Source organism: Bacillus sp. 196mf (genome assembly GCF_003217275.1).
Lineage (GTDB): Bacteria > Bacillota > Bacilli > Bacillales > Bacillaceae_G > Bacillus_A > Bacillus_A thuringiensis_S.
Map to the genome: position 1 here is coordinate 186,373 of NZ_QJTG01000003.1, position 24,614 is coordinate 210,986.

Below are 24,614 nucleotides of genomic sequence, written 5' to 3' on the forward strand. Positions count from 1 at the left end.
ATATAAGGTGCTAGTTTTAGCGATTATTGTCGGTAAATCGATATATTTTGAAAATCGCTGATATAACTCGCGTTACGCCGATATATTTCAATAATCGCGGATATAACTTGCGTTACGGTCGATATTTTTAAAAATTGCCTCGATTAATTTTTCACAGGTTGATTTTTAATAAAGAAGTCCATAACGTAAAATACTTCGTCATCAGGTATTTGTATTTCAAATGTATTTTCAATTGGTTGCAATGCTTTTTTTACTTTCATATACATCCAGTATTCATCTTGTCTTCTTTTCTCTTTATCAGGGTGAGGAAGAAGGCTTTCTCCTTTTTGAAGACGGTCAACCATACAGCTCATATGCAGAATAACACCCATTAAGCTATCAGGAGTTAGCTGTAAGGAAATTAATTCTTGGATTGTATTTAATGCGTAACGAATTGTTTTAATCAGTAATGCCCCATCGTTACGTTGCATTTGTTGTTCAAGAATATCCGCCATTTTTGCATATGTTTCTTCATACGTAATTAATTCTTGAATGGGCTGAATCACTGTGTAGTTTACGATGTCTTGGAAATGATATGTTAAGCATGGTACTTGCACATCGAAATTCGTAACGATACAAATGATGTTACGCTCTTTTTTTATGTTCTCGATCATTTTCGTTAAATCTTTTTCATGGACGATACTAATCGGAATAATTTCAATTAAGTCTTTATCAAATCGTAAATAGTTCTCTAACATTTTTTGAATAGCTAAAGCACTTCCTTCACCAGTTAAACAAGCTGTTAAAATAACAGATTTCATTGGAGAGAGAGGTTTTTTCTTTTCTTCTTGTACGTTTAAGTAAAACGGTGTTAAATTTTTTACTGTTTCATATAGCGCATCTAATGAATAACCGAGCTGAGCTTTTCGAGCTGCTTCTAGTGCATGTGGTGTGCTCGTCATCGAGAGAACACGTACAGGAATTTTGAATTCCGTTTCTAATATGTCACCGATATAAGCAAGTGACCCCATATCAACAAGTAAAAGAAGCCCATTTACATTTTGGAGTGTTTTCATATAAACTTTCACACGCTCTAAGAAATCTTTCGGTGATTCGTGTAACGGCATATCAATACCGGTTACTTCCTCAATGCCGAGAAGTTCGTTTGCAACGTTTGCCATTTCAGTTGCGATGCCATTACCGTGTGCTAATATTAATACTTTTACTTCTGTTTGTGAGGCAGGAATTGGATCAACAACGAAGAACATTGTTAAAAAGCCAGCTTCATCAATAGGCATTGTTATTTGTAATTCTTCCTCCAGTAGTTGAATGCATTGCATGGCTACGGAAAAAGCTTCTTTATATTTCGTACGAATTTGATTTAATTGTGGGTGATATATTTGTTTTCCGCTTTGTAAACGTTGTAGAGTTGTCTGTACATGTAAACTTAAAGCGAGAAATACTTTTTCATCAAACGTCTTAGATAAATGCTTTTCAGCAAGTTCCGCTATTTTTTCACATACGGAAACGATATTACGATCCACAATTTTAAAAACATTTTCATGGCTTGTTTTTTTTGATATTTGGTTAAAATATTGTACGAAAAAGCTTTGAACATCATTTTCTATTAGTAATTCTAATTCTTCCTCTTCAATACCACGTGCTTGAAGTTCTTCGTATTTATAGTCAATATAATCGTAAATAGAAGAGCGTTTTTCATCTTCTGTTTTATGATTACTCCAACCTTCATCACCTGTAAATACAAATGTTTCATTTGGTATTTGGTATAAGTGACGGCTCTTTCTTTCGATGAACAGCCCCTCTTTCATATACCAAGGTAAGTCTGTACTTGAAACATAGACAGAATCACGTTTCTTTGTTACGAATTCAGAATAGGCTTTCGCACAGGCGATTTGTACATCCGTTTTTAATTGACCGATGTTATTGGGACAATTGTAAAAGACGAAAGCACGCATTGCATTCGGACTAACGTGAATTTCTTTTCGTAGACGAATTGCTTCATTTGTAAAAAATAGTTGTAGTAAAGCAAAGCGCTCTTTATGTGTACGCTCACGAAGTGGTGGCAGCGTGATAGTCATCGGTATACGTCTTGTAAATGTTTTTAATAAAAATGAATTTGGTTCTTCTGTTGTTGCAGTAATGATTAATACTTGTGCTTTACGCTCGTTCTCTGTTTCTCCAAGGCGGCGGTATACTCCGCGGTCGATAAAGGTGAAAAGCATTTCTTGGCCTTCTGGAGGCAGACGATGTACTTCATCTAAGAAGAGAATTCCTTCATGAGCTTTTTCAATTAATCCTTTTTGATCACTTGCACCTGTGTAAGCCCCTTTTTTAATCCCAAATAACTGTCCAAGTAGTAGTTGTGGATTGTTTGCGTAATCAGCACAGTTAAAGACGATAAATGGTGCATTTTTGGGAAGCTGTTCAACTTCAATTGCATATTCGTGCATTAAAGAAGCAAACATAGACTTTCCGACCCCTGTTTCTCCCAGTAGTAAAGTATGCATACCGTTTGGAGGGTAGAGAATAGAAGCTTTCGCTTTTTCAATTGCGATTTTAAGGCTCGTATTTTCAATTGCAAATGTATCTAATGAAGTTATGTCTTTTGAATGCGTTTCCAACGAAGTGTTCGTTTCTATGTAAAAACGAACAGGTCGCGTATTTGTTTTTAATAACCGTTTATCTTTTACAAGTTTGTTTAAGTCGCTACTTACATTGGCGCGATCTAGTTGTAGAAATGTAGCGAGTTCTGATGCGGTTACACCTTCTGTATAATTTCCTTCTTGTATTGCATTAAAAATGAGATCTATTCGTTTCATTTCCATTCACCTCGAAACTTCATCACTATTTAAAATTTTACACAAAAATGGGAAGGGTGGGAAGAGAAAAATAAAACAGCTTTAGTCTAGAAGTACTAAAGCTGTTACAATCTTGTGTCTTTCCAAAAATTTACCTCGAGATGAGAAGATGGATTATAGGGAAGAAGTTTGTATCCTTGTGACTGTAAATAATCAATTACTTTTGGCAGTATTTGTACGGTCACACTCGAATCATGCATTAAAATAACTTCGACTTGTTCATCACTTTGATTACGCACTCTTTCGAGTATGGCAGAAGGATTATCATAGCTTTTCCAGTCATAAGTATCGATCGTCCAATCCCACATTTTATACTGGGCTGATACAAGTGCGTCACGGTAATTCTTTTTTAAGTAAGGCATACTACCATATGGAACGCGAACGAGATGTGTATTTAATTTCGTAACTTGCTGGACAATACTTTGTGTTTGTTCCATTTCTCCAATTAAAGTGGAAGGGTCACCAGTGTAAAGGCGTTTTACATCATGTGACATGCTATGGAGCCCGATATAATGTCCTTCTTTAATTAATCGTTGCATCGTTTTTCTGTAATGCGGCACTTTTCCGCCAATAACAAAGAAAGTTGCTTTTCCGTTCTTTTCTTTTAAGATGTTTAAAATTTGTGTAGTATATTTGTTTGGCCCGTCATCAAATGTTAAGTACGCAATTTTTTGTGTAGGAGAGGTCGTTTCAGTATTTGGATGATGTTCAGCAGGAATAACGGTTGTTGCTTCAGTATTAGATGATGCGTACATAGTAATTGTTAAGAATAAAATAATACATTGAAATATTCGCTTGATCATAACATTCACCCTCAGTTTGACAATCAAGATGTAAAAAAACTTGATACTTTTCTTATTATGTATATCTTTCTCCAATAGAGGAACTCTCAAACAATCTATATTTTGGAAATATAAAATAAGGAATAAAAAATAGCATCCTAAAGGATGCTATTTGAATATTTCATAATGGTAAAGGCTATACTACAATTAGTCTTCGCGTTTTTTCACTTTTTTATAAAAGGAAATAAGTGGTTTGTAACGTTCATGTACAAGCCCGATTATTTCAGCAATGATTTCTGTGAAGAAAATCAAAGCGAAAAGAAGAATAATGGATAACCATAACGTTGCACTAGTGAAAATAATGGCATTTACACTAAAGAAAATACCGAATGCGTATATAATTAGTACCGTTTTACGATGAGAGAATCCCATTGCAAGTAAGCGGTGATGTAAATGCGATTTATCTGGTGCTGAAATAGGTTTTTTATTTACGATACGACGGATGATTGCAAATATCGTATCAAATATAGGTACACCTAAAATGATAATTGGAACGATAAAACTGAATAACGTTACACTTTTGTATAATCCAAGTAACGATATAACAGAAATACAGTATCCTAAAAATAGTGCTCCTGTATCTCCCATGAAAATTTTTGCTGGATGGAAGTTGAAGAATAAAAATCCAATTGTACTTGCTAATATAATTAATGCGAGTGGCAAGATAATAGCTGTTCCAGTACCCCATGGGCTAGTGAAGGCCATATATGCTAGCGTTGCAAGTACGATAGATGAAATACCAGCAGATAATCCATCTAAGCCGTCAATTAAGTTGATTGCATTCGTAATACCTACAAGCCAAAATACTGTAATTGGATAAGCAAGCCATCCAAGTTCAGTATCCCCAAGGAATGGGATATATAATACTTGCACTAATAATCCACTTTTTACAATCATAATGGCAACTAACAGTTGTCCACTGAATTTTACTTTTGCAGATAACTCGTACATATCATCTAAAATTCCGATGATTACAATGATAATCGCACCTAGTGTTATCGATAACATTCTTTGCTCATATAAGCCGCCGACCACAAATCCTACAGCTACACCAATAAATATTGCTAACCCGCCAAGACGTGGCATAATCTTTTGGTGCACTTTACGTGCGTTTGGCTTATCTGTCGCTCCTATTTTAAAAGCTAATTTAATAACTAAAGGAGTAACGACGAGTACAGTGATGAAAGATGCCAAAATGGCATAAATCACTTGTGAGTCCATTAATACCCCACCCTTTATATTCTAACGTAATTTTTTTTTTTGAAGATATATTTATCTGAAAATTATGATGTTTATTTACAGGCTCATAACATATGGTATCACAAAAAGATTAGAATTCAATCTTTTTTTCTCTTTACGGTTAATGGAAGCGGATAGAATATATGACAATTGTATATAGAATGTTGCATCATATGAGAAGGTTAATCGTACTGGACTTTGGAATATGACATTTCCTTTTTTTCTTCGATAGTGAATACTTTTAGTTCAGTATTATAAGTGTTACACGTAGAAATGAGTAAGTTTCATGTTAAAATGTGGGAATTTATCTCGCGTCAACTAGTAGCCCCGTTCCTACTAATTAAAGTTTTACTTTATCCCGCATTAACGGACAGTAAGACCCCCACCTCAAAATTCAGCGAAGCAAAGAAGTTAGGTGGGGATCAACTGCCCGTAAAAGCCCCACTGATTAAAGTTTCACTTTATATTATAGTGCATTTAATTTTACAAAAACTTTAAAAAGAATGAGGGAAGTAATTCATATAATGAAGAAGGAAAAGGGTTTTCTCATTTTTAATGTGAGAGGGGGAAGCACAGGGAGAATTCTGTATTTCATATCTTTTCTATTGTAAATTCCTGTGCGAAAAGGAAATGAAAATTACGATAGTAGGTACTGGATATGTTGGATTGATTACAGGAGTAGGATTGGCAAAGTTGGGGCATTCAGTTACATGTTTTGATATAGATGATGAAAAAATTGAACGGATAAAACAAGGGGATTTACCTATTTATGAGGTTAGATTACATGAATTAATAAATTATGCATATGAGAATAACGCTTTAACTTTTACATCAAATAAAGAAGAGGCATTTGATGATGTAGAGTTTATATTTATTGCAGTTGGAACACCATCTTTATTAGATGGGACGGCGGATTTAACGTATATTCAGAGTGCTTGTAAAGATATTGGATTATATGCGACAAACGATATTATTGTTGTTACGAAAAGTACAGTTCCAGTAGGTACAAATGATGTAATGAAGGGATGGATTGAGGGGAATTTAAAAGGGAGGCATACAGTACATATCGTATCGAATCCAGAGTTTTTGCGTGAAGGTTCAGGTATTTATGATTTCTTTCATGGAGATCGTATTGTAATTGGAGCGGATAGTGAGGAAGTAGCAAGAAGAGTAGAGAGTTTGTATAGCCAATTATGCTTAGAAACGTATGTTACAGATATTAAAAGTGCAGAGATGATTAAATACGCATCGAATGCCTTTTTAGCTACAAAGATTAGTTTCATTAATGAAATTTCAAATATATGTGAGAAGGTAGGCGCAAATGTATTGGATGTTGCCAAAGGGATGGGAATGGATAAGAGAATTGGTGCATCTTTTTTAAATGCGGGCATTGGATACGGGGGATCGTGTTTCCCGAAAGATACGAAAGCACTGGTGCAAATTGCGGGAAATGTTGCTCATGATTTTCGTTTGTTAAAAGCGGTTATTGAAGTAAATAATAAGCAACAGCTGCTATTGATTGAAAAAGCGAAAAAAGTTATGAACATGAATAAAAAGCGGATTGCAGTTCTTGGCGCGTCATTTAAACCGAATACGGATGATATTAGAGAGGCATCATCTCTTATTATAATAGAAGCATTACTTAATATAGGTGCAGAAATTGTTCTGTACAATCCAAAAGCAATTCAATATGTGAAAAATATATTTGGAGATGCTATACAATATAGTAGATGTATAGATGAATCGATTAGAGATGCGAGTGCGGTTTTTATCGTAACAGAATGGGAAGCTATTCGAGTGTACCCATTAGGAAAGTACGTACAACTTATGAGAGAGCCTATTTTATTCGATGGGAGAAATTGTTATACTGATGAAGATGTTAAGAAACAAAAGATAGATTATTACTCGGTGGGCAGAAAAAGTATTTGTAATAGAAAAGTTTCTGTTATGCGTTAAAAAGGGATGTACTCATGCATATTTTTATATGTCATAATAGAAGCTGTAATTAGTGAAAGAAAAGAGGCAATCACATGACTGAACGTTTAAAAGTAATGACAATTTTCGGGACACGTCCAGAAGCAATTAAAATGGCACCTCTTGTATTAGAGTTGCAAAAACACCCAGAAAAAATTGAATCGATTGTGACTGTAACAGCACAGCATCGCCAAATGTTAGATCAAGTATTAAATATCTTTGGAATTACACCAGATTTCGATTTAAATATCATGAAAGACCGCCAAACTTTAATTGATGTTACAACACGCGGTTTAGAAGGTTTGGATAAAGTAATGAAAGAAGCGAAGCCGGATATTGTACTTGTACATGGTGATACAACAACAACATTTATTGCAAGCTTAGCTGCTTTTTATAATCAAATTCCAGTAGGTCATGTTGAGGCGGGCCTTCGTACGTGGGATAAGTATTCTCCATACCCAGAAGAGATGAATCGTCAATTAACAGGCGTAATGGCGGATCTTCATTTCTCACCAACAGCAAAATCAGCAACGAACTTACAGAAGGAAAATAAAGATGAGTCACGTATTTTCATCACAGGAAATACAGCGATTGACGCGTTGCAAACGACTGTAAAAGAAACATATAGTCATCCTGTACTAGAGAAACTTGGAAATGATCGTCTTGTACTTATGACAGCTCACCGTCGTGAAAACTTAGGTGAACCTATGCGTAATATGTTCCGTGCAATTAAGCGTCTTGTTGATAAGCATGAAGATGTACAAGTTGTGTACCCTGTTCATATGAACCCTGTTGTTCGTGAAATAGCAAATGAAATTTTAGGTGAACATAATCGTATTCATTTAATTGAGCCGCTAGATGTAATTGATTTCCACAATGTTGCAGCTCGTTCATACTTAATGTTAACGGATTCTGGCGGTGTACAAGAAGAAGCTCCATCACTTGGGGTACCAGTTCTTGTTCTTCGTGATACAACAGAGCGCCCTGAAGGTATTGAAGCAGGTACGCTGAAATTAGCAGGAACAGACGAAGAGACAATCTTTGGTCTTGCAGATGAGTTGTTATCAGATAAAGAAGCTCATGATAAGATGGCGAAAGCATCTAACCCTTACGGTGATGGTCGTGCATCAGAGCGCATTGTAGAAGCAATTTTACAACACTTTAATAAGTAAATAAAAAAGGCCCAATCGGATAGATTGGGCCTTTTTGTTACGGCTGATTGCGCATAATCCACTCTGCATGAGCATTTGTAGAAGGTGGCGGATCAGTTGGTGTTTTATTTTGGTTTGTTTCTTTTTTTGCTTGTTCGTTAGAATTAGAATTAGAACTTGAATTTGAATCAGGATTTGAGTTGTTTTTTGTAGTTGGATTTTTTGCTTTTTCCCCTAATTCTTTTTCAATTTCGTTACGCACCGTTTCTACACTGATTGGATCTGGAAGGAAGTAATAAATACCGCCTATCTTTTTGTCTTCGCCTTCAAGCTTTAACGTTTGCATTGTAGAAGGATCAAATCCAGAAAGTTTATTGTAAAGAGCAAGTCCGTCTGAAATAGGAATGTCGGTTTTTATATATTTTCCAACGACAGCTGTTAAATCTTTAATTTTAAATACAGTAGAGGTGGAGTTTAACTTTTGGGCAACAGCGGCTAGTAATTGTCTTTGTCTAGCAGCTCGACCATAATCGCCATTTGGATCTTGTTTTCGCATACGGACGTAAGCAAGTGCTTCTTCACCGTTTAAGTTTTGCTGTCCTTGCTTAAATTGAATTTTTTTGTAGTAATCTACGTCAGAGCGCTCCCAGAAATCGAAGGGTACGTCAACCGTAACGCCGCCGACAGCATCAACGATACCTTTAAAGCCTTGGAAATCAATTTTAAGATAATGGTCTACAGGAACTTTTAGAAAGCCTTCGACAGTTTTGATTGCCATTTCTTCTCCGCCGTAAGCATGGGCAGCGTTAATTTTGTCTTCCTTATTTTTACCAACAATTTTAACTCGAGAATCACGAGGAATACTCATAAGTGAAATCTTTTGAGTTTTCGGATTGACTGTTGCAAACATTAATGAGTCTGTACGACCATTTTGACCGTCTGTCGCATAATCTTCTATACCCATAATGAGAATTGTAAAAGGTTCCTTTGTAATTTCTACATCTTTGTTTCTTAAATCCGATTTTTCACGAGTAAAACCACTATACATCCCCATAAGAGAAGAGTAAGAATTTAACACATAAACTCCTATGCTGCCAAATAAAAATGCGAAAATAAGGAAGAAGAAAAGTTTCCTTCTTCGCTTCTTTTTTATTCTGCTATTTTGGAGATGATAATAACGTTCTTCCATATATAATCTCCTTAGTTCGTTAGTTCATTTGTAGGGAAGTAATTCACTACATTAATCTTTGAAGGTGATAAAAGAGTTATGCTTAGATAACATCTTGTTCTAAGTACAACATATCTCCTTCTGTAATTGTACATTTCCCGTTTGTTAATTCAATCATCCAATTTGTAAATGCTTGTTTGCCGTCTTCTTCTACATAAGTATCAAATGTGACATTTTCTAGATAATGTATATCTTTAATGGCATATTTTGAATTACGTAATTCATTTTCTACTTTGCCAAGTAATGTGTAATCAATCTCGGTTTGCATCACACGCATTAGTTTTCGCTGGACGACACCGACATGATTAATGCCTTCGCTTGTACACTTTCCATATGCACGAATTAATCCACCTGCGCCAAGTTTAATGCCACCAAAATAGCGTGTTACGACAACGACGGTATCTTTTAGCCCACGTTTTTTTAGTACTTCTAGCATTGGTACGCCAGCTGTACCGCTAGGCTCGCCGTCATCATTTGCTTTTTGAATATGATCTTGTTCGCCAATTAAATAAGCGGAACAATTATGTGTTGCATTCCAATGCTGTTTTTTTATTTTTTGTATAAATTCTTGAGCCTCTTCCTCAGTCGTTGCTCGGCTAATATAACAAATAAATCTTGATTTTTGAATGACGATTTCGTGTTCGCCGTAGTCTTTGATTGTTAAATATTGTAATAGCACTTGTATACGCCCCTATCTATCAAAATGACTAGTACTTTCCATTTTAAAAGCGAGCCTTTTTATATTCAAACATTTTTTCTAAATAGGCTGAAGTTTTTGGTGAGTATTTTATCTTTTTGTTGTAATTTGTCGAGATGGTGAGTATAATTTCAACCGGCATTTCCCTGTATGGATGCACCATTTGTAGTTTTCGTGTAAAATTAGGAAATAAAACTTTTTATAAGGCAGGTACGAAAATGAAAATAGCTATTGTTACTGATAGTACAGCATATATACCGAAGCAAATCCGTGATGAACTCAATATATATATGATTCCATTAAACGTTGTGTTTGGAACAGAATCTTATCAAGAAGAAGCTGAAATTTCAGCAGATGATTTTTATGTGAAAGTACGTGAACAAGAGGAACTTCCAAAAACTTCTCAACCAGCAATCGGAAAGTTTGTTGAGCTATATGAAGAACTAGCTAAAGATTATGATGCAGTTATTAGTATTCACCTATCAAGTGGAATTAGTGGTACATATCAAACATCAACGACAGCTGGACAGATGGTAGAGGGTATTGATGTATACACGTATGACTCTGAAATTAGTTGTGAAGTACAAGGATTTTATGTGCGTGAAGGTGCAAGGTTAGCAAGTGAAGGAAAGAGTCCAAAAGAGATTATTGCTCGTTTTGATGAAATGAAGAAAACGATGGACGCCTATTTTGTAGTTGATGATTTACATCATTTACAACGTGGTGGTCGATTAAATAGCGCGCAAGCTTTCATCGGCAGTCTGTTACAAGTGAAGCCAGTTTTATATTTTAGAGATAAAATCATTATTCCGTTTGAAAAGATTCGTACACGTAAAAAAGCATTAAAACGTATCATTGAAATTTTTGATGAGCAAGCAAGTAAAGGTGTACCTATGGAAGCAGTTATCATTCATGCGCAACGTGAAGAGGAAGCGAATGAATGGAAGAAAGAATTAGAAGCAAAATATCCTCACGTCACAATTCGTACAGGTTATTTTGGAGCTGTAATTGGTACGCACTTAGGTGAAGGTGCATTAGGTCTTGGATGGTATACGAAGTAATAAAGATATAAAAAGCTCTCTTTTTAAGAGGGTTTTTTTACGGGTATGTTACGTTTAGTTGACAAGTTAATATTTGGAAATGGTAAAATGTACGTAAAATAAAATAATGAGGAAAGTTTTATAACTTACTTTTTACAAGAAACTATATTATAATAGAAGAGAGGTGAAACATATGGAGCATAATTCTTGTTTATGTCCAAAGTTTGAGTCAGCTTTTACTCTGCTTAGTAAGAAGTGGACTGGCTTAATTATTAAATCTTTGCTTGAAGAGTCGAAACGTTTTAGAGAAATCGCAGATATTATCCCAAATATGAGCGATCGTATGTTGTCAGAGCGTTTGAAGGAATTGGAAAGCGAGGGCATTGTAGTTCGTAATGTCTATCCAGAAGTACCAGTTCGAATCGAGTATGGCTTAACTGACAAGGGAAAAGCGTTAGAAAGTGTTATGGATGAGGTCCAAAATTGGGCTGAGAAATGGATGAAGTAGCATTTCATTTGTATTCGTATATTTAATAAAACGTAAGGGATTCCTTACGTTTTTTCTTTGTTTATAGAAGTAAGAAAATTATATAAATTTCTACACACACATACAAAAATATACGAATTTTGCGCTAGAGCTACATATAATATTACATTTGTTTTACAAAAACGTAACATTAGCAAAAAAAATCCCGAATTATGGTATAAATTTTATAGGTTATATACGGAAAAAGAAAAAAGAAAGCGGTGTAAAAAATAAAATGAAAAAGCTAAAAATGGCATCTTGCGCATTAGTTGCAGGGTTAATGTTTTCAGGGCTAACACCAAATGTATTTGCAGAAGATAAAATTTCTGACGTGAAATCACAAATTAATACACAAAATGACACTTTACATAAACAACAACAAGAACGTGATGAATTACAAAAACAAATGAATGAATTAAACAAAACAATTCAAGGTTTAGATAAGTCTGTTCAAGAGAATGCTGCAAAGCTTGATGAAACAACGAAAAAAGTTTCTGATACTGAGCAATTAATTGAAAAGAAAAATAAAGATATTGCAGAATTACAAACGAAGATTGCAAAACGTGAAGAGTTATTAAGAAAGCGTTTAGTTGCACTTCAAGAACAACCAAATACGAACGTTGTAACAGAAGTTCTTGTAAACTCTAAAAACGTTGCAGATTTAGTTGATCGTTTAACTTCTGTCTCTAAAATTCTTGAGTCTGATGAAGATATCATGAAAACACAGCAAGAAGACCAAGCTAGTGTGAAAAAAGATGTTGCAACGGTAAAAGAGAAACAAAAAGAATTAAAAGAAGCACAAACTCAAATTGAAACTGCTAAGAAAGAACTTGACGCTGAAAAAGAGAAAAAAGCAACAGCGGTAAACGATTTAAGCGGTAAAATGGATACAGTTGTAACTACAATGACAAGTACAGAAGGTCAATTGAAAGAGCTTGAAAAACAAGCGTTACAATTACAACGTATTGCAGAAGAAGAAGCACAAGCAAAAGCTGCACAAGAAGCTGCTGCTCAAAAACAAGCAGAGCAAGCTGCTAAAGCTGCGCAAGCTCAGCCAGCACAAGCACCTGCAGAGCAAGCTGCACCAGCAAACAATGGTGGACAAGCTCAAAAAGAAGAGCCTAAAAAAGAAGAACCTAAAAAAGAGGAACCAAAAAAAGAAGAGCCTAAGAAAGAAGCACCTAAACAAGAAGAGAAAAAGCCAGCTCCAAATGTGGGTGGCGTAATTGGTAAAGCGCAAAGCTACTTAGGTTTACCATATGTTTGGGGAAGTGCATCTCCATCAAACGGTGGTTTTGATTGTAGTGGATTCATTTCTTACATTTTTGGTGTAGGTCGTCAAGACGTTGCAGGTTACTGGAACTCAGTTTCTAAAGTAGGTAGCCCACAACCAGGAGATTTAGTATTCTTCCAAGGTACTTATAAAGCAGGTCCATCTCACATCGGTATTTACGTTGGTAATGGCCAAATGATTCATGCTAGTGATAAAGGAATTGCGTACGGTGATATTAACAGCTCATATAACCAAAAACATTTCTTAGGTTACGGTCGATTCTAGGATTTATAAAAGAATAAAAAACGTGTATAAAGTCGATAGCTTACTATTTTATAAGTAGGTTATCGGCTTTTTTGAGTTTTTACGGGATTTGAAGAAGGGTTTATAGTAGTGCTGGAGGTGATTGTCGATGCTACCGGGGAAACAGTTGCTATTAGACGAACTTTCTTCAGATTTACAGAGGGAATTAAATGATTTGAAAAAGAAGGGAGAGGTCGTGTGTGTACAAGGTGTAAAAAAGAAGGCTTCTAAATATGTATGTCAGCGTTGTGGAAATATAGAACAGCGGCTATTTGCGTCGTTTTTATGTAAAAGGTGCAGTAAAGTGTGCACATATTGCCGGAAGTGTATAACGATGGGGAGGGTAAGTGAATGTGCTTTACTTGTTCGCGGGATTGCTGAAAGAAAGAGAGAAAAGAATTTAAACTTGTTACGGTGGAGCGGAACGTTGTCTACTGGTCAGAATTTGGCGGCGCAAGGAGTTATAGAGGCTATTAAGCGAAAAGAATCATTTTTTATTTGGGCTGTATGCGGGGCTGGGAAAACAGAGATGTTGTTTTACGGTATTAACGAAGCGCTTCAAAAAGGAGAAAGAGTTTGTATCGCAACGCCGCGAACGGATGTTGTTCTGGAATTAGCACCGAGATTACAAGAAGTATTTCCATATATAAAGGTAGCGGCTTTATATGGAGGGAGTGTGGATAAAGAAAAAGATGCAGTACTAGTCGTTGCAACCACGCATCAATTATTGCGTTATTATAGGGCGTTTCATGTCATGGTTGTAGATGAGATAGATGCTTTTCCATATTGTGCAGATCAAATGTTACAGTACGCGGTAAAACAAGCGATGAAAGAAAGAGCGGCGCGTATTTATTTAACTGCGACTCCAGATGAAACGTGGAAGCGAAAATTTAGAAGAGGTGAACAAAAAGGTGTTATTGTTTCTGGACGATATCACCGTCATCCTTTGCCAGTTCCTTTGTTTTGTTGGTGCGGGAATTGGAAAAAAAGCCTCATTCATAAAAGAATTCCTCGAGTTTTACTACAGTGGTTACAAACGTACTTAAATAAAAAATATCCTATTTTTTTATTTGTTCCCCATGTGCGATATATAGAAGAGATAAGCCTGTTGTTAAAGTCATTAAACAAGCGAATTGAAGGTGTACATGCAGAAGATCCGGGTAGAAAAGAAAAAGTAGCGGCTTTCAGAAAAGGAGAAATCCCATTATTAGTTACAACGACAATTTTAGAGCGAGGCGTAACAGTAAAAAATTTGCAAGTAGCGGTTTTAGGGGCGGAAGAAGAAATATTCTCAGAAAGTGCACTCGTACAAATTGCGGGCCGAGCAGGGCGGAGCTTTGAAGCACCGTATGGAGAGGTCGTTTATTTTCACTATGGTAAGACAGAGGCGATGGTGCGCGCGAAAAAACATATTCAAGGTATGAATAAAAATGCGAAAGAACAAGGATTGATCGATTAATGCATTGTTTACTTTGTGATGAGTGTTTTGTAGAAACGGTTAGTTGGTACAATTTTTTTGTAAAGTGTCATAGAAAATATATATGTGATAGATGTGAGCAGAAACTTTCCTATATTATAGGAGAAATTTGCATGGAGTGTGGGCGGCCTTTAGAATATGTTCCTGCCTCATTTCAAGAAGACGGTATTTGTATAGATTGTCTAAGGTGGATGAAAGAGGCGAAGTATCGTTCTTTTAAAAACCGTTCGTTATATATGTATGATGATGAGATGAAAGAAATAGTAGCGCAGTTTAAGTTTCGGGGGGATGCAGAGTTAGTGCGCATTTTTTATCGTCCTTTTCGAAGTTTATTTCAAAAGTATTTTGCTAATGTTTCAACCGTTATCGCTGTTCCGCTTAGTAAGGAAAGGGCAGTTGAACGTGGTTTTAATCAAGCTGAGTTATTAGCAACTTGTTTACCTGTCAAAATTTCTTATCCATCATTAAGAAGAAGGGAAACAGAAAAGCAAAGTAAGAAGACACGTAAAGAAAGGGTGTCAGGAAGCAATCCTTTTTATTTTCAGGGAGAAGAGATGTTTTCTGGGCAACATATTTTACTCGTTGATGATGTGTATACGACTGGAATTACAGTTAGGCAAATCGGAAGTTTGTTATATGAAAGAGGGGCAAGGGAAGTATCTAGTTTGACACTTTGTAGAAGTTAATATGGCAGTGTCGAAAGGGATAATAAAAAGGCGATAAGTCTTCTTTGACTTCATATGTTGTCATTCGTTATAGTCAAAATATGGGGCGAATGCCCTGATTTTTAGAGTGAAGGGAATGGAATGAACATGCAAGGAAGAGTGAAATGGTTCAATGCAGAAAAGGGATTTGGGTTTATTGAGCGTGAAGATGGTGACGATGTATTTGTCCATTTTTCTGCTATTCAACAAGATGGGTATAAGTCATTAGAAGAAGGGCAACAAGTAGAGTTTGACATTGTAGATGGAGCACGTGGACCACAAGCAGCTAATGTTGTGAAACTGTAGGGGATATTGTTTTGGGAAGAGAAAGCTGCGTTTGTGGCAACGTTATATATATGTAGTAGAACCTCTTGTTTTTCGCAAGGGGTTTTTTGTTATAGGGTAAGTTGTCAAAAAGTTGTTTCTTTTCTGTAACGAATTGTCCACAGTTATATTCGTTATTCACGATGTTAATAGGATAAAATAAAGATAGAAACGATGCATCTTTTCATTGCAACAAAAAACGATAAAAAAATCGCAATTCCACTAATTTTTTTAAAAAAGTTAGAAGGAGTTTTTAAGCCAGTGTCGAAATTATAGTACATAGGCTTGAAAGGAGGAATTCATCTATGAAATTCAACATTCGTGGTGAAAATATTGAAGTAACTCCAGCATTAAAGGAATATGTAGAGAAAAAACTAAGTAAGTTAGAGCGTTATTTTGATACATTCCCAGAGATTAAAGTTAATTTAAAAGTATACTCTGACAAGCAACGTGTCGAGGTAACAATACCATTTACTGATTTATTACTTCGTGCAGAAGAAACTAATAGCGATATGTACGCTGCTATCGATTTAGTAGTTGATAAACTTGAGCGACAAATTCGTAAACATAAAACAAAGGTAAATCGTAAGTTACGTGAGAAAGGTTCTGTGAAAACGAACTTTATCCTTCCAGAAGCAGTAGCTGTTCTGGATGCGGTAGAAGAGGATGAATTAGAACTTGTACGTACAAAACGATTCGATTTAAAACCGATGGACGTTGAAGAAGCGATCCTACAAATGGATATGCTAGGACATAATTTCTTCGTCTTCACAAATGCTGATACAAATGAAACTAATGTTGTATATGGCCGTAAAGATGGGAAATACGGTTTAATCGAAACTAAATAATAATTCAAAAGCGCAGCCGAAATGGCTGCGCTTTTTTGTATTGAGATTTTGAATATGATTATCTCCATAAGTATGTACTTGTTAGGAGTATACTAATTTTGTTTAATTTAACAATATTTTATAATTGTAAATAAAATATTAAGTTTTCTGGAATCAATTGATAGTGTATTTTGCTTTTGTTATCTTTAAATTGAATTATATAGATTTACTTTGTTTCTTTAGTAAAAAAATAAAATCGATATAATGCTACAAATTATCGGAGGTGCTTTTAGTGAGCATTAAGAAAAAAAGTCGTTTTATGTTTGGATCTGTTTTATCGTTAGGTATTTTAGCTAGTACTTTTGCTTTAACCGAACCTGCTAAGGCTGATACAAAGGATGATCATGTAGAATTTACCTTTAGACTTTGGAATGCATATGATTTTACTAATGCACGTCCTAAAGAGACACCTACTTCTATGTATATGCGTGTAAAGAGTAGTGAGAAGGGCGGTGGTTCTTTTAACGTTTGGACAGAAGCTGATAAAAATAAAGGTAAAGGTAATAGAGATTGGGTAAATGTTTCAGGTGAGTCGGGTAAGCATGAAGGAACGGTGAAACCAGGTAAAACGTATCTTTTCCAAAATTACGCATATGAAAACTATGGGAAAAATGTACCTGTGAGATTTGGTGGTTATTCTAGAGAAAATAATGCTTATCCTACTGCTTGGAGTCCTGATAGTGTAAGACCGAGTGGACCTTACACTGAATATTGATTTAGAAATTATAAATTGAAATTATTTATTGTGTAGTACTAGAAAAAGTCGTATAGTTCCGAGTCTTGATTATACGGCTTTTCCTGCTATTTCATTTTTAAAATAGGAGGAGTTGTAATGAGGTTTATCTCAAGATATATTTTAGTTTGTTTTTTTATATTGAGTATTAGTTTCTTAGTTTCTTGTCAAAAGAAAGTAGATGAACCGATTGTAAATATTGAAGATACTTTAACGGAAAAAGATAATTTGAAAAGTATTCAGTTACAAGAAATTAAGAAAAATACTATTGTTGAACAAGTGTTTTTAAAAAGTGAAAATGGTCATGATTTCTTTCAAGGTCAAATAGAAAGAAATGATAGCTTAATAGAGGATAAGCTTTCAAATAAAAAATTAAAGTCAGGAGTTATACCAGAAAATTATTATGTTTTTTTAACGGGTGTGACGAATAAGAAAAAACCAACGTATCTTTTGGGACGGATTGAACAAATTGATGGAAAAATAATTCAGTGGAAACAAGAAGTTAAGAGTGTAAAAAGAAAAGGTACAAATGATGTTTATCAGTATGAAGTTGAGTTTCCTAAATTTGAAGGAGAGAGAGCAAATGTTTCTTTTCGTTACATTTGGTTAAATAAAGAAAATAAATGTTATGGTGTTGCGGATCAACTTTTCATATTAAAAAAGATTTAAATTTCATTAATGGTTTATGGAGGAGTTGTAGATGAGTTACTTTTTTAGGAAGGATTTTAAAAGGTAGGATGTTTTGGTTGTCTGTATTTATTATGTTAGTAATTGTCATTGCTCAATATATTGCTATGTGTGTAACAACGAAAGGATTTAATGATGCTGGGATTATAAAGGTATCTCCATATTTATCTAACATTTTACATTTTAATAGACTACCATTTTATAGTGAATTTTATCTACTTATATTTCCTATGATTTCTGCAATGGCTGTAGCTGGGATTTATAGAATTGATAAAAATTATGGATTTATTTATCCTGTCATTTCTAAGATGGGAACGCGTCATTATTTTAGATTACTTTATTGTATTAATTTTATAGTATCTTTTTTTATTATAAGTGTCCCTTTACTATTTCATTTTTATTTATATGCGATGACTTATCCGACAGTTGCTCCGCATCCGATATTAAATTATATGGCGGCTACTGTTTCACCAACAGCTCAATTTAATACGGTTTATTATGAGTATCCTACTTTATATTTTCTAATGTATGTATTTTTAAATAGTTTATACGGTGCGGTTTTTTCGAGTTTGGCTTTATCAATTTCGTTTTTTATAAAACGAGTTTATTTTATTTATTTAGTTCCATTTGTTTTACATATTTTTTGGCTTGGTATTGGAAAAGGGATTCTCAATCCTAAAGATTATTTAATTAAAGATTTTGGCTTTTTTGAATTGCAAATTTTTCTTAGTGTCCTGTTATGTATTTGGTTTTGTTCTGTAGTTCTTTATTTACGGGGGAGTAGGAAGCATGTTCTTTTATAATGTAATGAAAGAAACTATAAGGATGAAATATGTTGGGTTAAGTATTCTCTTTTTACTTAATGTTAGTATCATTGGTTGCTTGTTCAATTATTTTGAACAGGGCATTGTAAAAGAGAAAATGAACGAATTGGAAACTTTGTATAAGGTTATGTCGTTTTATAATTTGTCGACTATATTTATTCCTTTAACAATTGTTTTTTCTGTATATTCTATGTCGAATTTTTTTAGTATTTATGTTGTTTACAGAGTGAATAATGTATTGAAATTAGTTTCCATATATTATATAAAGTTATTCGTTTTTGTTTCCTTTTTTGCTGGGAGTATGATTTTACAGTTGTTTTTGATGTCAAATAGGATGGCTATAACTAGTGTTGATGTAAATTATCCATTATTATTTTGCATTCAATTATTTGCGAGTGTTTTTATATGTATGATAAGTGCTTTATTGCAATTATTTTTACCTAGTTTACTTGTAATAATATGTATGATTACTGCTGTTTTATTAGATAGATTTATATTACATGGATTTTTATTTACAAATGCTTTTTATATAAATGTGTTTGAAGATGCTACTGGTTTATTTATACGCTTATTTGGCTGTTTTTTTATCTTTTTTATAAGTGTATGGATTTTATCTAAAAAAAGTTATATTTCTATGAATGATGAGACAGAGGTGATCTAGTTTACATTATGATCTTATATTATTTGTTAAAAAGAGATTTACATGTAAGGTTTCGAGATTCCATCAAGATAATGGCTTTTTTATTCTTAATTTACGCTATTATTGCAATTGCTTTTTTATACAATCAGCCTCTTAGTAATGGTAAAGAATCTGTATTAGTAGATGTTACCTTTTATCGATTTTTTCATGAAGTAGACTTTGTGGATTTATCTTATTTTTATAAGGAGGGGCGATTTTCTATTCCTTTTTATTGGATATTCTTTCAAATCACTCCTTTGTTGCTTGTAGGGAATTTTGCTTTTTCAGATATTCAACAGAATGGTGTTTATTTACTTCCTCGTGTTAAGAAGAAGCATTTTCTGTGGTTAACGAAAATATTATCTTTGTTTTTTTATATAATTATTATTTGGATTGGTATGTATTTTATTTGGTTTAGCGCTTACTATTTGCTTTCTTTAGGAGAGTATAATTTTTTAAATTTATATAGTCAATTTCCTTATAAGATATTAGGTACTATGCTAATTCAAATAATTATAAGCTTTTTATTAGCTTTGATTTTTGAGTTTTTAACGTTTTATATACCGATAACTATTGTTTTTGTACTAATGTTGTTGTACCTATTTTTGTCTATTTTCTTTCATAGTATTTATTTTTTAGGATCTTTTGTTATGCCAAATCGTTGGTATTTTGTTGATCACAGTTCAATTCAATTGACTTTAGGTAATAATCAATCTATTCAATGGAATGATTTACTTCTAATAGGAGTAGTAATTGTTGTTGTAATGATTTTATTAGGTAGTTTTTGTTTTAAAAAACTAGATGTGATAGGTGAATAATTTATGGACAATTATATTAAATGTGAATGTATGACGAAAAGATTAAAAGGAAATATTGTGTTAGATAATATTAGTTTGTCAGTAAAAAAAGGAGAGTTTTTAGTTTTGAAGGGGCATAATGGTTCTGGTAAAACAATGATTTTACGTGCTATATCAGGATTAATGCGTTTAAATTCTGGAGTTGTTTATATAGATAATGAAATGATTGGAAAACAAAAGCAATTCCCTGATTCTATGGGGATATTGATTGAATATCCAAGTTTTATTCCAGGGTATACTGGTTTTCAGAACTTGAAGTTTTTATCATCGATTAACAATAAAATCTCTGATGAGGAAACTTATAATATTATTCAAAGGGTTGGACTTGATAAAACAGATAAGAGAAAGTATAAAAGATACTCTTTAGGTATGAAACAACGTTTAGGGATAGCGCAAGCTTTAATGGAACAACCAACACTATTGTTATTAGACGAGCCAACTAATGCTTTAGATAGTGATGGGATAAAAGATGTTTTAGATATTTTGGAAGTAGAAAAATCTAAAGGAACGACTATTATAGTAGCTAGTCATGATGTGCATGTCCTGGATAACGGTATAGTAGATCGCATTGTACATGTTAATAATGGAAAGTTGGTAGATTAAGAGTGACAAGAAATCATGTCTTAATAATCATTGGATTGTGTCTGTTACTATGTATATTTGCTAGTTTATTTAGATTTAAAACATTAAATCTAAATAATGAATCTTATAAAGTGGTAAAAGATGAATTTTTATCTAATAGAACTTTTGAAGATGGACAAGGAGTTACGTTTCATGCTCTTGATCCTCTTGATCCTACAAAAGTTTATGATCCTTATGAAGACCGTGAAGTAGTGACGTATGTTTTACCTTTAAATATTACAAATACAACAAATCGGGATATTAACTTGCTTAGTAATGAGTCTATTTCCGATACATTGTTTTATTCTAAAATAGGCGAGTTTTATAATGTAATTCCGTATGCAATGGAGTTACCTAAACAATATCAGTTTGATCCTGTAATACCTGCTGGTAAAACAGTACGAGGATATATAGGGACAAATTATTTTATAGGAGATGACCCTTATAAAAATTATAAAAACTTTTCAAATGAATCAACTAAGGTGAAATTTATTTCTTTTATGAAGGATAAGAAAGGGAAATATCATGAATTAGAAATACCAATAAATTAATAAAATTCGTGATTGATCCAGATATATTTTAAGGGTGTTTTTTGCTGTGGTTGAGTAGATCTTGCAACATAACAGTATCGTTTAAAGTCGGAGTTGTTTCGCAGGTGTAAGTATCTATGGATGCTGCACCTGCGGAATTTCCGGCTTTTTGTAATTGTTCATTTAAAACTAATAGATTTCCTTCGATTATCCTCTTTTAAAGTGGGATATTTAATACGGAATTTGCAATAGAGGGATAGAGAAAAGACATATTAGTTTGTTGGAACAAATGAAATGAAAACTTTTTTGAATATAAGGCCTGACATTCGGCCGATTGTTGTCATAGTTATAAGACAAGTGTTACAATTATCATTAGGTATATACATTTTAGTTTTTTTAATTAGGAGAAAAATTGGCATAACATACATTTGATTTTTACAACGACTGATTGTAATAGAGAAAAAGAAAAACAATCGGAAGTTTTATTTTAATAAAAGAGGAGCGTATTTCCTATGATCGGTATTTTAAAAAAGGTGTTTGATGTAAACCAACGCCAAATTAAACGTATGCAAAAGACAGTTGAGCAAATTGATGCATTAGAGTCATCTATTAAGCCACTAACTGATGAACAATTAAAAGGAAAGACGCTTGAATTTAAAGAACGTCTAACAAAAGGTGAAACAGTAGATGATCTACTACCTGAAGCTTTTGCAGTTGTTCGCGAAGCGGCAACTCGTGTTCTTGGAATGCGTCCATATGGCGTACAGTTAATGGGTGGTATTGCCTTACATGAAGGGAATATTTCTGAGATGAAAACGGGTGAAGGTAAAACGTTAACATCTACATTACCTGTATATTTAAATGCTTTAACAGGAAAAGGTGTTCACGTTGTTACAGTCAATGAATACTTAGCACAACGTGATGCGAACGAAATGGGACAACTTCATGAGTTCCTTGGCTTAACGGTAGGAATTAACTTAAATAGTATGTCACGCGAAGAGAAACAAGAGGCTTATGCTGCTGATATTACGTATAGCACAAATAATGAGCTTGGATTCGATTACTTACGTGACAACATGGTTTTATATAAAGAGCAGTGCGTTCAACGTCCACTTCACTTTGCTATTATCGATGAAGTCGATTCTATTTTAGTCGATGAAGCGCGTACGCCGCTTATTATTTCGGGACAAGCTCAAAAATCAACAGAGCTATACATGTTTGCAAATGCATTCGTTCGTACGTTAGAAAATGAAAAAGAGTATTCATTTGATGTGAAAACGAAAAATGTAATGTTAACAGAAGATGGTATTACGAAAGCAGAGAAAGCTTTCCATATTGAAAACTTATTCGATTTAAAACATGTAGCACTTCTTCACCATATTAATCAGGCGCTTCGTGCACACGTTGTTATGCATCGTGATACAGATTATGTTGTACAAGAGGGCGAAATCGTAATTGTAGACCAATTCACTGGTCGTCTTATGAAAGGTCGTCGCTATAGCGAAGGTTTGCACCAAGCGATTGAAGCAAAAGAAGGTGTAGAAATTCAAAATGAGAGTATGACGCTTGCGACAATTACATTCCAGAACTACTTCCGTATGTATGAAAAATTATCTGGTATGACTGGTACAGCGAAAACGGAAGAAGAAGAATTCCGTAGTATTTACAATATGAATGTTATCGTAATTCCAACAAACAAACCGATTATTCGTGATGATCGTGCCGATTTAATCTTTAAATCAATGGAAGGTAAGTTCAATGCAGTTGTTGAGGATATTGTGAATCGTCATAAACAAGGGCAACCTATTCTTGTAGGTACAGTTGCAATTGAAACTTCAGAGCTTATTTCAAAAATGTTAACGCGTAAAGGTGTACGTCATAACATTTTAAATGCGAAAAACCATGCGCGTGAAGCAGATATCATTGCAGAAGCTGGTATGAAAGGTGCTGTAACGATCGCAACGAATATGGCTGGTCGTGGTACAGATATCAAGCTTGGAGACGATGTGAAAATCTTCGGTCTAGCAGTTATCGGTACAGAACGTCATGAAAGCCGTCGTATTGATAATCAGTTACGTGGTCGTGCTGGTCGTCAAGGGGACCCTGGTGTGACGCAGTTCTACTTATCAATGGAAGATGAATTAATGCGCCGATTTGGTTCAGATAATATGAAAGCAATGATGGATCGTCTTGGTATGGATGATTCTCAGCCAATTGAAAGTAAAATGGTTTCTCGTGCGGTAGAGTCTGCACAAAAACGTGTTGAAGGAAATAACTATGATGCACGTAAGCAGTTATTACAATACGATGATGTACTTCGTCAGCAACGTGAAGTTATTTATAAGCAACGTCAAGAAGTAATGGAATCGGAAAACTTACGTGGCATTATTGAAGGTATGATGAAATCTACAGTAGAACGTGCTGTTGCGCTTCATACACAAGAGGAAATTGAAGAGGATTGGAACATTAAAGGTCTTGTTGACTACTTAAATACAAACCTTCTTCAAGAAGGAGACATAAAAGAAGAAGAATTACGTCGCCTTGCTCCTGAGGAAATGAGCGAACCGATTATCGCGAAATTAATAGAGCGTTATAATGACAAGGAAAAGCTTATGCCAGAAGAGCAAATGCGTGAGTTTGAGAAGGTTGTTGTATTCCGCGTTGTAGATACGAAATGGACAGAGCATATTGATGCGATGGATCACCTTCGTGAAGGTATTCATTTACGTGCTTACGGTCAAATTGATCCACTTCGTGAGTACCAAATGGAAGGATTCGCGATGTTCGAGTCAATGGTTGCTTCTATTGAAGAGGAAATTTCTCGTTACATTATGAAAGCTGAAATTGAACAAAACTTAGAACGTCAAGAAGTTGTTCAAGGTGAAGCTGTTCATCCATCTAGCGATGGCGAAGAAGCGAAGAAAAAGCCAGTTGTAAAAGGTGACCAAGTGGGCCGCAACGATTTATGTAAATGTGGTAGCGGTAAAAAATATAAAAACTGCTGTGGTATTGTTCAGTAATATAGGGCGGTAGCTTTGGCTGCTTTGCAAACTTTTATATCAAAAATGTATAATTAAGAAGAATTAAACTCTCTCCGTAATAAGTGGAGAGAGTTTCCCTTGTTTTCATACGAAAGTAACAGCAATTACATAGAGGTGAA

The 24,614-nt window shown here is 34.3% G+C and carries 22 protein-coding genes; 17 read left to right on the top strand and 5 right to left on the bottom strand.

Annotated features, from left to right (window positions below; translation table 11 throughout):
* Window positions 1–143: 143 nt before the first annotated feature.
* The 3 genes from ATL10_RS07625 to ATL10_RS07635 all read right to left on the bottom strand — a co-directional run bounded on the left by ATL10_RS07625 (window position 144) and on the right by ATL10_RS07635 (window position 4,921).
* Entirely contained in the window at window positions 144–2,819 is a 2,676-nt protein-coding gene (locus tag ATL10_RS07625) for a sigma-54-dependent transcriptional regulator (protein WP_110496673.1), read from the bottom strand.
* A 104-nt stretch (window positions 2,820–2,923) separates the two neighbouring features.
* The gene (locus ATL10_RS07630; RefSeq protein WP_097846189.1) at window positions 2,924–3,661 is read right to left on the bottom strand and encodes a polysaccharide deacetylase family protein; all 738 of its coding nucleotides are present in this window, start codon (window positions 3,659–3,661) and stop codon (window positions 2,924–2,926) included.
* Between the two features lie 186 nt (window positions 3,662–3,847).
* Window positions 3,848–4,921 (bottom strand): glycosyltransferase family 4 protein, encoded by a 1,074-nt coding sequence (locus ATL10_RS07635; RefSeq protein WP_110496675.1) that lies wholly within the window; start codon window positions 4,919–4,921, stop codon window positions 3,848–3,850.
* A 648-nt stretch (window positions 4,922–5,569) separates the two neighbouring features.
* Here ATL10_RS07635 and ATL10_RS07640 point away from each other — a divergent pair.
* Together ATL10_RS07640 and wecB are read left to right on the top strand one after the other, a co-directional pair.
* Window positions 5,570–6,895 (top strand): UDP-glucose dehydrogenase family protein, encoded by a 1,326-nt coding sequence (locus ATL10_RS07640; RefSeq protein ID WP_110496677.1) that lies wholly within the window; start codon window positions 5,570–5,572, stop codon window positions 6,893–6,895.
* Between the two features lie 74 nt (window positions 6,896–6,969).
* On the top strand, window positions 6,970–8,085 hold the full coding sequence (gene wecB, locus ATL10_RS07645) for a non-hydrolyzing UDP-N-acetylglucosamine 2-epimerase (protein ID WP_000140121.1): 1,116 nt from the start codon (window positions 6,970–6,972) through the stop codon (window positions 8,083–8,085).
* Window positions 8,086–8,122: 37 nt separating this feature from the next.
* Here the strand turns inward: wecB and ATL10_RS07650 are convergent, their stop codons facing one another.
* Together ATL10_RS07650 and ATL10_RS07655 are read right to left on the bottom strand one after the other, a co-directional pair.
* Window positions 8,123–9,253: an LCP family protein gene (locus ATL10_RS07650; protein WP_000392801.1), complete on the bottom strand. Its 1,131-nt coding sequence runs from the start codon at window positions 9,251–9,253 to the stop codon at window positions 8,123–8,125.
* 82 nt (window positions 9,254–9,335) lie between these two features.
* Window positions 9,336–9,971 (bottom strand): YigZ family protein, encoded by a 636-nt coding sequence (locus ATL10_RS07655; protein WP_000926670.1) that lies wholly within the window; start codon window positions 9,969–9,971, stop codon window positions 9,336–9,338.
* Between the two features lie 236 nt (window positions 9,972–10,207).
* Between ATL10_RS07655 and ATL10_RS07660 the strand changes: the two genes are divergently transcribed.
* From ATL10_RS07660 to secA, 15 genes are all read left to right on the top strand, one after another.
* Complete coding sequence (locus tag ATL10_RS07660; RefSeq protein WP_000684727.1) at window positions 10,208–11,050, top strand: DegV family protein; 843 nt, start codon at window positions 10,208–10,210, stop codon at window positions 11,048–11,050.
* Window positions 11,051–11,222: 172 nt separating this feature from the next.
* The gene (locus ATL10_RS07670; RefSeq protein WP_000400857.1) at window positions 11,223–11,537 is read left to right on the top strand and encodes a winged helix-turn-helix transcriptional regulator; all 315 of its coding nucleotides are present in this window, start codon (window positions 11,223–11,225) and stop codon (window positions 11,535–11,537) included.
* Window positions 11,538–11,685: 148 nt separating this feature from the next.
* Window positions 11,686–13,113 (top strand): C40 family peptidase, encoded by a 1,428-nt coding sequence (locus ATL10_RS07675; protein WP_000499491.1) that lies wholly within the window; start codon window positions 11,686–11,688, stop codon window positions 13,111–13,113.
* A 127-nt stretch (window positions 13,114–13,240) separates the two neighbouring features.
* Complete coding sequence (comFA, locus tag ATL10_RS07680; RefSeq protein WP_090978133.1) at window positions 13,241–14,590, top strand: ATP-dependent helicase ComFA; 1,350 nt, start codon at window positions 13,241–13,243, stop codon at window positions 14,588–14,590.
* Complete coding sequence (locus tag ATL10_RS07685; protein WP_090978131.1) at window positions 14,590–15,294, top strand: ComF family protein; 705 nt, start codon at window positions 14,590–14,592, stop codon at window positions 15,292–15,294. Before comFA ends, ATL10_RS07685 begins: the two co-directional genes overlap by 1 nt.
* A 126-nt stretch (window positions 15,295–15,420) precedes the next feature.
* Window positions 15,421–15,618: a cold shock protein CspC gene (gene cspC, locus ATL10_RS07690; RefSeq protein ID WP_001990088.1), complete on the top strand. Its 198-nt coding sequence runs from the start codon at window positions 15,421–15,423 to the stop codon at window positions 15,616–15,618.
* A 323-nt stretch (window positions 15,619–15,941) separates the two neighbouring features.
* Entirely contained in the window at window positions 15,942–16,484 is a 543-nt protein-coding gene (gene hpf, locus ATL10_RS07695; protein ID WP_000671193.1) for a ribosome hibernation-promoting factor, HPF/YfiA family, read from the top strand.
* A gap of 271 nt (window positions 16,485–16,755) precedes the next feature.
* Window positions 16,756–17,238 (top strand): hypothetical protein, encoded by a 483-nt coding sequence (locus ATL10_RS07700; RefSeq protein WP_000023374.1) that lies wholly within the window; start codon window positions 16,756–16,758, stop codon window positions 17,236–17,238.
* Window positions 17,239–17,355: 117 nt separating this feature from the next.
* Complete coding sequence (locus ATL10_RS07705; protein ID WP_001211060.1) at window positions 17,356–17,925, top strand: hypothetical protein; 570 nt, start codon at window positions 17,356–17,358, stop codon at window positions 17,923–17,925.
* A 68-nt stretch (window positions 17,926–17,993) separates the two neighbouring features.
* Window positions 17,994–18,746 (top strand): hypothetical protein, encoded by a 753-nt coding sequence (locus ATL10_RS07710; protein ID WP_110496679.1) that lies wholly within the window; start codon window positions 17,994–17,996, stop codon window positions 18,744–18,746.
* Window positions 18,733–19,428, top strand: coding sequence for a hypothetical protein (locus ATL10_RS07715; RefSeq protein ID WP_016513226.1), 696 nt, complete (start codon window positions 18,733–18,735; stop codon window positions 19,426–19,428). Before ATL10_RS07710 ends, ATL10_RS07715 begins: the two co-directional genes overlap by 14 nt.
* A gap of 71 nt (window positions 19,429–19,499) precedes the next feature.
* Window positions 19,500–20,264 (top strand): hypothetical protein, encoded by a 765-nt coding sequence (locus tag ATL10_RS07720; protein WP_110496681.1) that lies wholly within the window; start codon window positions 19,500–19,502, stop codon window positions 20,262–20,264.
* Window positions 20,265–20,267: 3 nt separating this feature from the next.
* Window positions 20,268–20,906, top strand: coding sequence for an ATP-binding cassette domain-containing protein (locus tag ATL10_RS07725; protein ID WP_100910502.1), 639 nt, complete (start codon window positions 20,268–20,270; stop codon window positions 20,904–20,906).
* Between the two features lie 41 nt (window positions 20,907–20,947).
* Window positions 20,948–21,475, top strand: a complete 528-nt coding sequence (locus ATL10_RS07730; RefSeq protein WP_029948375.1) for a hypothetical protein — start codon at window positions 20,948–20,950, stop codon at window positions 21,473–21,475.
* Between the two features lie 491 nt (window positions 21,476–21,966).
* Window positions 21,967–24,474, top strand: coding sequence for a preprotein translocase subunit SecA (gene secA / locus ATL10_RS07735; protein ID WP_000579372.1), 2,508 nt, complete (start codon window positions 21,967–21,969; stop codon window positions 24,472–24,474).
* Window positions 24,475–24,614: the final 140 nt, after the last annotated feature.